This window comes from Veillonella sp. CHU740 (assembly GCF_003992055.1).
In the GTDB taxonomy this organism is placed as follows: Bacteria; Bacillota; Negativicutes; order Veillonellales; family Veillonellaceae; genus F0422.
Genome location: NZ_RQVD01000011.1, coordinates 1 through 13,215 on the forward strand (window position 1 = coordinate 1; position 13,215 = coordinate 13,215).

General features: G+C 39.8%; 13 protein-coding genes and 5 tRNA genes. All 18 read right to left on the bottom strand.

Features of this window, described 5'->3' with window-relative positions; translation table 11 throughout:
* Window positions 1–109 precede the first annotated feature (109 nt).
* Window positions 110–198: transfer RNA gene (locus EO115_RS06575), tRNA-Leu, on the bottom strand.
* Between the two features lie 15 nt (window positions 199–213).
* Window positions 214–288: transfer RNA gene (locus EO115_RS06580), tRNA-Cys, on the bottom strand.
* 7 nt (window positions 289–295) lie between these two features.
* Window positions 296–370: transfer RNA gene (locus EO115_RS06585), tRNA-Gly, on the bottom strand.
* Between the two features lie 3 nt (window positions 371–373).
* Window positions 374–449: transfer RNA gene (locus tag EO115_RS06590), tRNA-Phe, on the bottom strand.
* Window positions 450–455: 6 nt separating this feature from the next.
* Window positions 456–531 (bottom strand) — tRNA-Asp (locus EO115_RS06595).
* Between the two features lie 126 nt (window positions 532–657).
* Window positions 658–1,257, bottom strand: coding sequence for an MBL fold metallo-hydrolase (locus EO115_RS06600; protein WP_126938165.1), 600 nt, complete (start codon window positions 1,255–1,257; stop codon window positions 658–660).
* Window positions 1,223–2,737 carry a TrkH family potassium uptake protein gene (locus EO115_RS06605; RefSeq protein WP_126938166.1) on the bottom strand — a complete coding sequence of 505 codons (1,515 nt, stop codon included), beginning with the start codon at window positions 2,735–2,737 and terminating at the stop codon, window positions 1,223–1,225. Before EO115_RS06605 ends, EO115_RS06600 begins: the two co-directional genes overlap by 35 nt.
* A gap of 29 nt (window positions 2,738–2,766) precedes the next feature.
* Window positions 2,767–4,110: a Trk system potassium transporter TrkA gene (gene trkA / locus EO115_RS06610; RefSeq protein WP_240628983.1), complete on the bottom strand. Its 1,344-nt coding sequence runs from the start codon at window positions 4,108–4,110 to the stop codon at window positions 2,767–2,769.
* Window positions 4,111–4,119: 9 nt separating this feature from the next.
* Complete coding sequence (locus tag EO115_RS06615; RefSeq protein WP_126938167.1) at window positions 4,120–5,031, bottom strand: S1 RNA-binding domain-containing protein; 912 nt, start codon at window positions 5,029–5,031, stop codon at window positions 4,120–4,122.
* A gap of 1 nt (window position 5,032) precedes the next feature.
* Window positions 5,033–5,392, bottom strand: coding sequence for a ribosome silencing factor (gene rsfS / locus EO115_RS06620; RefSeq protein WP_126938168.1), 360 nt, complete (start codon window positions 5,390–5,392; stop codon window positions 5,033–5,035).
* Window positions 5,393–5,401: 9 nt separating this feature from the next.
* Complete coding sequence (locus EO115_RS06625) at window positions 5,402–6,502, bottom strand: LCP family protein (protein WP_126938169.1); 1,101 nt, start codon at window positions 6,500–6,502, stop codon at window positions 5,402–5,404.
* On the bottom strand, window positions 6,503–7,087 hold the full coding sequence (gene yqeK, locus EO115_RS06630; protein WP_240628985.1) for a bis(5'-nucleosyl)-tetraphosphatase (symmetrical) YqeK: 585 nt from the start codon (window positions 7,085–7,087) through the stop codon (window positions 6,503–6,505).
* 107 nt (window positions 7,088–7,194) lie between these two features.
* Window positions 7,195–7,806, bottom strand: coding sequence for a nicotinate-nucleotide adenylyltransferase (gene nadD, locus EO115_RS06635; RefSeq protein ID WP_126938170.1), 612 nt, complete (start codon window positions 7,804–7,806; stop codon window positions 7,195–7,197).
* Between the two features lie 129 nt (window positions 7,807–7,935).
* On the bottom strand, window positions 7,936–9,192 hold the full coding sequence (locus tag EO115_RS06640) for a glutamate-5-semialdehyde dehydrogenase (RefSeq protein ID WP_126938171.1): 1,257 nt from the start codon (window positions 9,190–9,192) through the stop codon (window positions 7,936–7,938).
* A 3-nt stretch (window positions 9,193–9,195) separates the two neighbouring features.
* Window positions 9,196–10,323, bottom strand: coding sequence for a glutamate 5-kinase (proB, locus tag EO115_RS06645; protein ID WP_126938172.1), 1,128 nt, complete (start codon window positions 10,321–10,323; stop codon window positions 9,196–9,198).
* 22 nt (window positions 10,324–10,345) lie between these two features.
* Entirely contained in the window at window positions 10,346–10,633 is a 288-nt protein-coding gene (gene yhbY, locus EO115_RS06650; protein WP_126938173.1) for a ribosome assembly RNA-binding protein YhbY, read from the bottom strand.
* 8 nt (window positions 10,634–10,641) lie between these two features.
* Window positions 10,642–11,913, bottom strand: a complete 1,272-nt coding sequence (gene obgE, locus EO115_RS06655) for a GTPase ObgE (protein ID WP_126938174.1) — start codon at window positions 11,911–11,913, stop codon at window positions 10,642–10,644.
* 46 nt (window positions 11,914–11,959) lie between these two features.
* Complete coding sequence (locus EO115_RS06660; RefSeq protein ID WP_240628988.1) at window positions 11,960–13,207, bottom strand: S41 family peptidase; 1,248 nt, start codon at window positions 13,205–13,207, stop codon at window positions 11,960–11,962.
* Window positions 13,208–13,215: the final 8 nt, after the last annotated feature.

Below are 13,215 nucleotides of genomic sequence, written 5' to 3' on the forward strand. Positions count from 1 at the left end.
AAGAATAGCGCTAGCTATTTAGATAGCTAGCGCTAAGAACTTCTTATATGAGCAGCCCCCACATTTGACAAAGAGCCAAAAAAAATAGACCAACCGAAGTTGGTCTAAGTGGTGCCGAGGACCGGAATCGAACCGGTACGGTTATTTCTAACCGACGGATTTTAAGTCCGTTGCGTCTGCCTGTTCCGCCACCCCGGCATGGGTGGAATTTTGTGGAGGCGGCACCCAGAATCGAACTGGGGAATAAAGGTTTTGCAGACCTCTGCCTTACCGCTTGGCTATGCCGCCAAAAAAGTGGAGCGGAAAACGAGATTCGAACTCGCGACCCCCGCCTTGGCAAGGCGGTGCTCTACCGCTGAGCTATTTCCGCAAATGGTGCCTCAGGGCAGAATCGAACTGCCGACACACGGATTTTCAGTCCGTTGCTCTACCGACTGAGCTACCGAGGCAAGTAGTGGCGACCCCGATCGGATTTGAACCGACGATCTTCGCCGTGACAGGGCGACATGTTAACCGCTACACCACGGGGCCAATTGACTACTTTGTTAGTATACCCTATTTCCAATATCTCGTCAATACTTTTTTATAATTTTTCCATACTTTTTATAAAGTTTTAAAAATATGGAAGAAAACAAGTACTTGTGAGACCATTTATTTCTATACATTCGCTAAAAATGGATTTGTTTGACATTCTATATCCAAGGTCGAACTCGAGCCATGACCTGGGTATATAGTATACGAACTATCTAACTCTACCAACTTCTTTAATGTCCTCTGCATATCCTCTGCATTGCCATTGAATGTTTTCACTCTTCCTATAGTCCCATTAAACAGTGTATCTCCCGTAAATAAGGCCTTCTTATAGGCAATGCAAACACTGCCTGCACTATGCCCAGGAGTTTCCCAAATCATAAGGTCAAAAGGACCTACTGATAAATTCCCTTCACGTAGGGGCAGATACGGTGCCACAAATCGTTCCTTATAAGCTGAAGGCATACGTCTCTTTACACGCAACAGTTCATCATCCTTTGGATGCATATATACAGGAATATCGTAGACCTTTACAATCGCATCGACAGCACAAATATGGTCCGCATGTCCATGCGTTATGATAATTCCTACCAGTTCTGTATCTCCTACTTCTTTCATAATATGCGCTCCATGAAAGCCAGGATCAATAATCAATGCTTGCCCTTTATCTTTTATAATATAGCAATTTGTTTTATACAGTCCTTGTGGCGTTCTTACGATGTCCATCGAATCGTTGATATCCTTTCCCAGTCTTGGCAAAATACCCTCTCCAAAATCCTGGATGTAACAATACTAGCAAAGTAAATAGCTCCAGCCTACCCAGCAACATATCAACAATGCAAACTAATTTTGCCACTGGAGAAAGTATAGTAAGTGTTTCTGTAGGTCCATATGTACCAAATGCAAGGCCTACATTTCCTAAACTACCTGCTACTAATGGTAATGTATCTCCCACCGATACACCTGTTGCTGCTATAATAACGCAAGAAATACCAAATACAAGCATATATAAGAAGAAAAATTGTTGAGTAATCTGTAGCCATTTATTAGGCAATACATATCCATCAAGTCGTACCATTTGAACCATATCAGGGTGAATCGCCTTTCGTAGATAAGAAACACTACTTTTCGCTAAAATAATAATACGAATGATTTTCAAGCCACCAGCCGTAGAACCACTACAACCACCAAAAAACATACCCATAAATAAAACCATCTGACCTAAACTTGGCCATAAGTTATAGTCCACAATGGAAAAGCCCGTCCCTGTCTGCATGGAAACAAGCGTAAAGATCGCATCAGAAAAATGTGTTCCCACTATACGACCTTCATCTACTGCCAAAGAAATTAGCACCAATGTAGAACCAATACTTAAAGTTATCAAATATATGCGATATTCATAATCGTGCCAAATCTCTTTAATACCACGTTGCCATACAGATTGATACACCGCAAAATTACCACCTGCCAGTATCATAAATACCGTAAGTATAATAGAGACCGCATAGGAGTCTGCATACCTAAAAAGACTTCCAGTCATAGGCGCAAATCCACCAGTAGCAACCGTGGAGAAAGTTAAATTAATAGCTTCGAATATACCTACTCCTGCCACCCATAACAATAGGGTGCATACAGTAGTAAAAACGAGATAAATACGCAATAAGTTTCCTGCTACAGAACGTATTCTAGGTAGTACAATGCCTGGTCGTGGAACAGATGCTTCTGCCTCAACTAATGATGCCATCCCAGTTCCTAAGTTACGAAGGAAGGAGAGAACTAATACAATCATCCCCATACCACCGATCCAATTAGTAAGTCCGCGCCAAAGAATAAACGCTCTTGGCAATGCACTTACATCATCAATCATAGTTCCACCGGTAGTGGTAATACCTGACACTGATTCAAATAAAGCTTCAATATAACTATCAAAGATACCACTCAAATAGTATGGCAAGGCCGCAAAAATTGATGCTAATATCCATGTGGAACTAACTACTAAAAATCCATCGCGCAAACTATAGGTATTCGATTTCGTACCAAATCGATATAATAGTAAACCTAATACTCCAGTCATCAAAGAAGTGACAGGGAAAGAATAATATGGAACCCTTTCATCTAAAAGACCAAAGAAAAAAGGAATTAAGATGAATGCAGCTAAAACAAATAAAACTTGGCCTACAACACGCATAATAGTTTGAATGCGCATAGTCAGTCTCCTTTCTTCTTCCTAATTCCTTAATCACTTACATAGGAAAGTAAAGCATTTACATGTTCTGGTAATGTAAAGATAACTATATGATCCCCTTCCAGTAGCAGGGTATCCCCTTTAGGTACGATGGTATGATTGCCTCGTACTACTGCTCCTACCAAAGACTTTCCAGGGAACTTTAAATCTTTCAAATACTGATTCATCAAAGAGGAAGTCGCAGTAATTTCAATCTCCACAGCCTCTGCCTTAGAACCTTCAAAGGTAGATATATTAATTAAATTTTCCCCTTCCCGAATCAACCTTAGAATTTGACCAGATGTTAATAGGCGAGGTGAAAACGCTACATCAATACCAACTTGTTCCATCAAGGTAATATATTCTAATCTTCCTACGCGTACAAAGGCTTTAGGAACACCTAAATGCTTCGCCAACAACGCTACCAAGAGGTTTAATTTATCATCATCTGTCAAACAAATAATCACATCATTATCGCTGATTTCTTCTGCTTCCAATAAGTCAATATCTGTACCGTCACCATGAATGACAATGGATCGATCGACTTGCGCTGCTAATTGCTCACAACGATCTAAATTTTTGTCAATAACCTTCACATCATAGCCATCTTTTTCTAACAGAAGTGTCAAGTTTCGACCAATCAGACCTGCTCCAATAATAACCACTCGTTGTGTTGGTCGGCTCGTTTCATGTAACCATTCCTCCACTTCTCCAATGCTGTCCTTAGCACCAAGAAAAAACACGTTATCTCTATATTCTAACGTACTTTTACCATGAGGAATAATCATTTCTCCACCACGCATGATACCTACAACAAGAACGTTGGAAGGCAATGTTAAAGAATACAAGGGAATACCTGTAATATCTAGATTATTTCTGATTTTAAATTCTGCTAATCGCACAGCACCGCTGGCAAAATCTTCCACATCAAGAGCTGCCGGTGTCTTTAAGATTTTATAAATCTCACGGGCCGTTACCATTTCAGGATTGATAAATAAGTCGATACCAAGTCTTTCTCTAATAGATGCATTGATATTACTTTCATATTCATTATCCCGTACGCGAGCAATCGTTTTAGGAATCCCCGCTGCTTTTCCTATCATACAAGCTAATATGTTGACTTCATCTGAATCAGTGACTGCAATTAACATCCCAATATCTTCAACACCGATTTCTTGCAACAAAGAGATGCTACTACCATTTCCTTGCACTAGATTCACATCGAGATTATTTTCCAGATTTTTAATACGCTCTGGGCTTTTTTCAATCAAGTATACATCATGTTCATCTTGTACTAAACGCTGTGCGAGGGAATATCCTACTTTACCAGCTCCTACTACTACAATTTTCATCATGTAGCCTCCTTATTCAGCTGCATCAGATGTAACATGCTCTGCCTCTGCTACGATGGCTTTTCCTTTATCAGTCAATACAGTCCAACCATCTTCTTGCACAATCAATCCAGCTTTCATCAGATGTCCTAGAGCCCGTTTAAAAGCAGCCTTACTGATGTTAAATTTATCTTTAATAATCGGAGCTGACGTAGTATCACCATACGGCATACGACCATGTCGGCCACCTAAATAGGTCATGATGTAGGCTCCATCCGTAGCCAACGCCTCTTCTTTGACAGGGCGCATTGAAATATTGATACGTCCATCGTCACGTTTAAAAGTAATTCGGCCTTCGACCATTTCGCCCACCTTCAAACTTCTTGTCATTTCACTACGATGCATAAAAGCAATCCAACGTTCTGGTGTAATTAAAAATGCCCCTTCTGATGTCATATTATAAATGGCACCTTTCACGGAATTACCAATTTTCGCCTCTGTAGCCGGTTTAGAAGCTCGGCGCATTGCGTCATCCACATCCATAGACACAGCTAAACGTCCCGATTTATCACTATATAGTCGTACCCAAACTCGTTCACCATTTTGTGGCCGGCCACGCATTTCTGCATGGGGCATAAAAATCCCACGTTCTGTTCCCACTTCTACGAAGCAACCAAAGTTTGTTGTATTAATGACCTCTACATATCCAATTTGTCCTTCTTTCATAGCTGGCAAACGCATACTCGCAGTTAAGCGGCCCTTTGGATCTTTATATAGAAATACTGTAACTTCCTCACCTATTACTACTTCACTAGTTTGTTGATCTTTATGCAATAGAATATCATCATTCGTATTTCCCGTTTGTCCATCTAAAAAAGATCCTTGCTCACTTTGTCGAAGTACTTTTAAGGTTGCAATTGTATTTTCTGATAAGCTTGTTGCCATATTAGACTCCTTCAAAGGATTCTCTCGGTGCATCCTTCCATAATTCTTCTAATCCATAGAAGTGACGATATTCTCCTGAAAATACATGGCAGATGATATCCCCAAAATCAAGAAGAATCCAATCTCCCTCACGATAACCTTCGCGATGTAATACAGTCATGCCCTGTTCTGCTCCTGCATCTTCAATAGCATCTGCTACACTTTGGGAATGTTTGATATTATTGGCAGATACCACTAAAAAGTAATCTCCTAGCATGGTTAGTCCTTCCATATCCATAATGGAAATATCTTCACCTTTTTTATCGTATCCTGCTTGGGCTAAAACTTTTACTACCTCTAAAATTTCTTGCTTCTTTTTCATTCTAACTCCTTATCTACTTGTGGGACTTCCTGGCTCTGTAGTCACACCATCTTCATTTTTCCGTTGTATATCATCTTGTGCATTTTTATCATCATGTACATTCTTATCATCATGTTTCGGTGACTCTCCTATAACAGGTGTCACCTCTCCATCAATAGGGATATCTCCTACTGTGATTCCTACCAATTGTTGTAACTCGATAGGATCTACATTCCAATAGTCAACCCCTTTAATAGTCTCCGGTGATCCTGGCAGAATATACCAACGAACTTTTTCTTTTGGGAAATCTACTACTTTAGTTAACAATCGAATCCCATCCCAAGTGCTTACGTTAGTACTCATATGGCTCCATTGTCGCCACACACGGAAAGCTGTTCCTAGACTAACATGATTTCTTTCTCGCTCAAAAATAGCCTTTAGCAATCGTTCCTGATGCATTGTTCTAGTTAAGGTATTAGTACCATCATCTAAATAGCGCATATAACCATAGGCTGTTTCACTGGTCAAATCTTGATATCCTTGGTGAATATTGATGTCAATTTGCCCCGTTGTATCATCACGATGAACCATAGATTTTTCTACATACAAGCTAGGCGTCCCAAATATATCTAGCATCGAATGAAAGCTATTACGATCTACTACTGCATAGTAGGGAATCGTGATATGAAACATATCCTCTACCACTGCTTTTGTTAACTCTAATCCTCCCTGCGTATACATAGTGTTAATCTGTTGAGGTTCATCATTATGACGGTTTATAATTTTGCTATTACTAGGAATCCCAATAATCTGCATTGTCTTTGCATCCATATTAAAAGCTACCAAGTAGATAGCATCTGCTTGTTGCGGTTGACTGGAGTCTACACCAACAATAAGCATATAGGAAGTTTTAATTGAGTTCAAATCTACAGAGGCCGTAGCATTAACAGCCGGTAAATTTTGTATTTCATTATTACTTGTATCTGTTGAACTAGCAACTCCTAGTAGACTTCGTATACCGATGATTAGCGCTCCTACCAAAGCGATTGCTACTACTAGAGCAGTAAGTATACGCCCCCAACGCATTGATTTGCGCTTTGGTCGCACCTTGCGTCGTCTTTGTTCTTTCATTTATAATTCCGACCTTTCTAGTAGTACACTATTTCTACCTCGAATTGTATCTAAATGTATAGTAAGACCAAGATCTAGCAAGTGTCGAATTGTCCCATCATAGGCTGATATAACTGCTCGATTTAAATCTATAAATGCCAACTGTCTCAATTCGTCTACACCAGGAAAATTACGGTTAGGCTCAATGTAGTCAGCTAAAAATATAATCTTATCTAAGATGCTCATAGACGTGCTACCTAATGTATGTACACGAATGGCTTCACAAATATCTACATCCACGATCTGAAGACGTAACTTTGCATAGGCAGCTCCTGCTGGACCATGTAAGAGTGCTCCATTGTTCAACATCTCCTGGTCTACTTCTATATGCCCCTCTTTCACCATGTCTTGCATCTCCTGTAATGGTGATTCTTTCATCACATCATGTAATAATGCAGCCATGTGCGCTTGTGTTTCATCGACATGATACGTTCTTGCTAACTTTTTCGCCATTTCCACTACACCTAATGTATGTGTAAAACGTTTAGGTGACAATTTTCCTTTTACATGTTCTGTTGCTTTTTCTATTGTTATAGTTTGTATCACAAATCTATACCTTTCTATTTACCTAAAGCTTTGCATTAACTTCATGATCTAAATACATATGTACCACTATTAACTACCACTAGGGCATATACTACAGAGAGCCAAATTTATACACCATACATCTTATGCTCCTTAATATATTGATATACCAATCGTGGTAGCATATATCTTGTGGATAATCCATGTCGCAAACGATAGCGAAGATCTGTAGCCGATAATTTCATTTCAGGTACTTCTAAGATATGAATTCGACTGCCCCGTTGACCAAACCATTCAATAGTCTCACCTATATCATCAGTAGCACCAGGCCGAATAGCACCAATAAACTCGCATATATCCAATAGGTCTTCAATATATTTCCAAGAGGGTAAGCTCTGTATTGTATCAGTACCAGCAATAAAGAAAAATTCCGTATTCTCTCCATATACCTCACGAAAATAACGCAGTGTATCAATAGTATAGGACTTACCGTCACGTTTCATCTCCACATCAGATACCACAAAATTAGGATTATCCAATACTGCTACTTGTACCATGTCCAATCGATGCTTTGCATCAATTACATCAGTCTCTTTATGCGGAGGTTCTTTTGCTGGCACAAAAATAACTCTATTTAAACCAAATGCTTCTAACGCCATTTCTGCAATCATCAAATGTCCTAAATGAATAGGATTAAAGGTGCCCCCCAAAATGCCGATTCTCTTTTTCTTATCTACCATGTAACCACGCCCCTACACACACTAGAGATACCATGAAAATTATAGCTAATACAAGGCCATAGTACTTCCATTCATAAGCCCCTTTAGGCGATTTCATATACTGAAAGTATGCTTTTATATGCACTAGTTTCATCGTACCTGCCCATAGCCATAGACAAAATATTTATAGCTTGTTAAGGCATCTAACCCCATTGGTCCACGAGCATGCAGTTTTTGTGTACTAATGCCAATTTCAGCTCCTAAGCCAAATTCGAATCCATCTGTAAATCGAGTAGATGCATTCACATAGACTGTAGAAGCATCCACTAAGTTCATAAATCTCTCTGCCTCTATTGGTTTTTCTGTAATAATCATTTCAGAGTGTTTTGTACCAAATGTATTAATATGAGCAATAGCATCATCAATGGAAGATACTACTTTGAAGTTCACAATATAGTCATTATATTCTGTAGACCAGTTATCTTCTGTGGCTGTCTTCACTCGCGAAGACAAACTTTGCACTTTTGTATCTCCATATATGGTAACGCCTTTTTCTTCTAACATAGATACAATCTTAGGTCCTAAATCTTGGAATCTCGCTTCATGTAATAGAATTGTTTCCATCGCATTACATACAGATGGTCTTGATAATTTTGCATTTTCTAGCACTTTTAGAGCCATTGATTCATCAGCAGAAGCATCTACATAGCCATGAACAACACCACTACCTGTTTCTATAACAGGAATTTTGCTGTTGTTCACTACAAATTGAATCAATCCTGCTCCACCACGTGGAATCATTACATCAATCCATTTACGTTGTGCTAAGAATTCACCTACAGCTTCTCGCTCAAGAATAGACACTAATTGAACCAGCTCTTTAGGCGCCCCACAGCGTTCTAAGGAACCTTGCATAATGCCTACCATCGCTTCACTTGTGTGGTATGCTTCTTTACCACCACGAAGAATGATGGCATTGCCTGTCTTTATAGCTAAGGCAGCTGCATCCACTGTCACATTGGGGCGTGCTTCATAAATCATGCCAATGACACCAATAGGGATTTGGCGCTTTTCTATACGCAATCCATTGTCTAAAGTTCGAGTTTCTAACACAGTACCAATTGGATCTCGTAAGGTAGCTACCTGACGAACTCCTTCACAAATTCCTTCGATGCGTTCCTTCGTCAAACGAAGACGATCCATCATCACAGATGGAACTCCATTCTCTTTAGCTTGAGAACAATCCATAGTATTCGCTTCCAAAATAGTTGGGATTGCCGTTTCTAAATCACAAGCAATTTGTTCTAAGATACAATTTTTATCTTCTGAACTTAACACTTGTCCTGCCATAGAAGCCGACCGTGCTGCTTTGCCTAAACTTTCAAAATATGCAGTATATGGATTCATAATTTACTCCTGTCGTAAGACAACTAAGTTATCTCGATGTACCACTACATGATAGGTATCACGAACGCCTAATATAGTAGGGATATCCTGTGATTTACGTCCTTTAATCTTTAATAAATCAGAAAGATTAAAATTTACAATACCACGAGCAATTTCTTCCCTATCGTGAACAATCGAAATCGTATCCCCTTCTTCAAATTGTCCTTCACAAGATAGAATACCTACTGGCAACACGCTAGATCCATTAGTGAGTAATGCATCGCGGCATCCCTTATCTACATGAATGGTACCTTGCAAACGTGTGCCAAATGCCATCCACCGCTTTTTAATTTGTGGTACATCACGATGAGGCCAGAAGTGCGTGCCTCGTTCTTCTCCATTCATAATGGCTTTAATGCTATCTGAATGATCCCCAGAGGCAATCACCATATGAACACCAGAATTTGTCGCAATATGAGCAGCTTGTATCTTCGTATACATACCACCTGTACCTAAAGAGGACCCAGCACCACCTGAAATTTCATAAATATAGGGTGTTAATGCCTCTACTTCGTGGATTAATGTAGCATTTGGATCCGTAGATGGATTAGCCGTATATAGCCCTTCGATATCAGATAAAATAATTAATGCATCTGCATCAATAATGCTGGCAATGTTAGCAGATAATGTATCATTATCACCAATTTTAAATTCATCAATAGCCACCACATCATTTTCATTAATAATAGGAATTACACCTAACCCAATAAGGGCCGTCAATGTATTCCTTAAATTTAGATAATGACTGCGTTTCACCGTATCTTCCCGTGTTACCAAAATTTGTCCTACTGTATGTCCATACTCAGCAAATAGTTTTTCATACATATGTAGTAAAATCCCTTGTCCCACAGAAGCAGCTGCTTGTTTCAAGGCAATATCATCAGGCCTAGATGTAAATCCCAATGAGGGAAGACCGGCGGCAGTAGCCCCAGAAGAAACTAAAATCATTTCTTTCCCTGCATTGGCTAAATTACAAATTTGGCGGACTAATACTTCCATTTTATCAATATTAATTCGTCCATTTGCATGCGTTAGTGAACTTGTCCCTACTTTGACAATCACACGCTTCGCCTGTCGTAGCTCTTCTCTCATCGCTTCACCTCATCTAAATAGATTATCTTGGCAACTCAATTTTTGGATCTTTTGCTTTTTTGTACAACACACCATTATGTCCAATAATTTGTACTAATTCTGCGCCTAACATATCTGCTAAGTCTGGTAAAATTTCTTTTGGGTCTTCTAAGCAGTTATTTAATACTTTCACTTTAATTAATTCACGCTTTGTAATGGCTGCTCTTGCACTGTCGATAACTGGATTTTCCAATCCTCCTTTACCAATCATAACCACTGCTGGCATAGTGCTGGCCAAAGCACGCAAATATCGTTTTTGTTTTCCTGTCATTCTATCTCCTAATCATGGAATGTAAATCGCTGTTCACCGATGACTACTTCATCACCATCTTGGATGCCACGTTTTTTCAATTCCGCATCTAAATCCATGTATCGCCAAATTTTTTGGAATCTTCGTAGAGCTTGCTCATCATCAAGATTTGTCATAGCCACCAATTTTTCAATACGGGAGCCACTAATAATGTAGGATGCATCGTCACCTCGAGTGATGACAAAGTCTGTATCAGGTTTTGCTTCATAGTATACAGTGTCATCCACTACTTCTGGCTCTGGTACATAATTTTCCACATAGTACCACGCACGTTCTACTAATGCAGGCAAGCCTTCTCCAGTCAATGCATTCACCGCAAATACTTCGTAGTCTTGATCAGCGAAGTATTTTGTCACTCTTGGCAATGTTTCTTCATCTTGTAACAAGTCCGTTTTGTTCAATACAATTAATTGTTTTTTCTTACTTAATTTTTCGCTATATTTGGCTAATTCTTCGTTAATTTTATGGAAATCTTCGATAGGGTCACGACCTTCTAATCCAGATACATCCAACACGTGTAGCAGAATATTACTACGTTCTACATGGCGCAAGAAGGAATGTCCTAAGCCAATGCCTTCACTAGCCCCTTCAATCAAGCCTGGAATATCTGCCATAACGAAGCTTTTACCTGGTGCTACAGATACGACCCCTAATACTGGAGTTAAGGTAGTAAAGTGGTACGCAGCCACTTCTGGTTTTGCAGAAGACACTTTGCGGATGATAGAAGATTTACCCACGCTTGGGTACCCCAATAATCCCACATCAGCTAACACTTTTAATTCAAGGTTTAACCAACGTTCTTCACCTGGCTCTCCTTTTTCAGCAAAAGTTGGTACACGATTGGCACTGTTTTGGAACCGAGCGTTACCACGGCCACCTCGACCACCTTTGGCAACCATGTAGGTTTGTCCATCTTCCACTAAGTCCGCCATTAATTTACCAGATTCTTCATCTGTTACCGTTGTTCCCAAAGGAACAGAGACAATTAAATTTTCAGCGCCACGGCCATGCTTGTTGGCACTTTGTCCAGCACCACCAGTATCGCCTTTGAATTGACGTTTATATCTAAAATCAACAAGTGTATTGATATTTCTGTCAGCTTTTAAAATGATGTCAGCACCTTTGCCGCCATCGCCACCATTCGGTCCCCCTTGTGGTACATATTTTTCTCGACGGAAACTACTCATACCGTTACCGCCATCTCCCGCTTTCACTAATATACGGGCACGATCTATAAACATATTTTTATCCTCTAGCCCTATAGATAGAGCGGCCGAAGCCGCTATATCATAGAGTTTTTACAATTTCTAAAGCTCGATCCAATTGCACATCTTGTTTTGGATTTACTTTGGACGGCTCTACTAATTCGTCTGGTTCAATACCAATACCATCAATCACTCTATCATTTGGTGTGTGATAGCGAGCAATAGTAATCTTTAAACCTTCTCCATTTAAACCTTGTATAACACTTTGTACTGTACCTTTTCCATAACTCTTAGTACCAACAATAGTACCTGATTTGGTATCTTGTACAGCACCAGCAATAATTTCAGAAGCGCTCGCAGAATTGCCATTAATCAGCACAACTAACGGTAACTGCTTGTGCTCTCCATCAGACATATACATTTTTTGCGTACTATGTCGTGTTTTTACTGTCACAATTGGCCCCTTAGGAACCACATATTGACCGATCCCTTGTGCCGTTGTTAATAAACCACCTGGGTTATCTCTGAGATCAAGAATTAACCGTTCCATTCCTTGTGAAAGTAACTCTTCGTAGGCAGTTTGAAACTCTCCTACTGTTTTTTCTGCAAACTGAGATATGCGAATATACCCAACACCTGGTTCTACCATACGACTTTTAACAGTAGGCATAACAATCGTTTTTCGCTCAATCTTAACATCTTGAGTTTCACCGTCACGTACAATACGAAGCACCACAAATGTACCAGCCTCACCTCGAATATGCGTTGCTGCCTCTTCTCGTTTAATCTCTGAGACTGGCACTCCGTCGATGGCAATGATTTCATCACCCTTTTGCAACCCAGCAGCCTCCGCTGGTTGGCCTTCCATCGTAGCCCCAACTTTGAGCTTGTTCTCTTCCGATACATCTAGAAGTAGACCAATTCCACTATAGGTAGAAGAAGTATGCATCTCCAATTCTTTCATTTCTTCTTGATCCAAATAGGAGGTATGCTTATCATTCGTACCTTTTACTAACCCTTTTAACATGCCTAAAAAGAGTTCTTCCTTAGGTGGCTCATCCATAGCCATTCGTGTAGTTAAAAAGTATGTATAGGAAAATTTTGCAAATCCTAAGGGAGATCCTGAAATATACCAGAAAAAAGCTGTTAGAACCATGAGTGAAGACGCAATTGCTATAACAACACCAAGTGCAATAAGCTTTACCTTACTCCATTGTGATACCTTGTTTGCTAGTCCCATTCCCTCATTAGTATGAGGATACGGAGGCATAGGTGCCCCCGTATATTCATTTACATCGTTCCAAGATGATTTTTTATCTTGTTCTGTCATAGTATCCT

Bases quoted from the DNA above. Each gene is read 5' to 3' on its own strand.
- EO115_RS06600 (WP_126938165.1), bottom strand. From the start codon at position 1,257: ATGGACATCGTAAGAACGCCACAAGGACTGTATAAAACAAATTGCTAT.
- EO115_RS06605 (WP_126938166.1), bottom strand. From the start codon at position 2,737: ATGCGCATTCAAACTATTATGCGTGTTGTAGGCCAAGTTTTATTTGTT.
- trkA (WP_240628983.1), bottom strand. From the start codon at position 4,110: ATGATGAAAATTGTAGTAGTAGGAGCTGGTAAAGTAGGATATTCCCTC.
- EO115_RS06615 (WP_126938167.1), bottom strand. From the start codon at position 5,031: ATGGCAACAAGCTTATCAGAAAATACAATTGCAACCTTAAAAGTACTT.
- rsfS (WP_126938168.1), bottom strand. From the start codon at position 5,392: ATGAAAAAGAAGCAAGAAATTTTAGAGGTAGTAAAAGTTTTAGCCCAA.
- EO115_RS06625 (WP_126938169.1), bottom strand. From the start codon at position 6,502: ATGAAAGAACAAAGACGACGCAAGGTGCGACCAAAGCGCAAATCAATG.
- nadD (WP_126938170.1), bottom strand. From the start codon at position 7,806: ATGGTAGATAAGAAAAAGAGAATCGGCATTTTGGGGGGCACCTTTAAT.
- EO115_RS06640 (WP_126938171.1), bottom strand. From the start codon at position 9,192: ATGAATCCATATACTGCATATTTTGAAAGTTTAGGCAAAGCAGCACGG.
- proB (WP_126938172.1), bottom strand. From the start codon at position 10,323: ATGAGAGAAGAGCTACGACAGGCGAAGCGTGTGATTGTCAAAGTAGGG.
- yhbY (WP_126938173.1), bottom strand. From the start codon at position 10,633: ATGACAGGAAAACAAAAACGATATTTGCGTGCTTTGGCCAGCACTATG.
- obgE (WP_126938174.1), bottom strand. From the start codon at position 11,913: ATGTTTATAGATCGTGCCCGTATATTAGTGAAAGCGGGAGATGGCGGT.
- EO115_RS06660 (WP_240628988.1), bottom strand. From the start codon at position 13,207: ATGACAGAACAAGATAAAAAATCATCTTGGAACGATGTAAATGAATAT.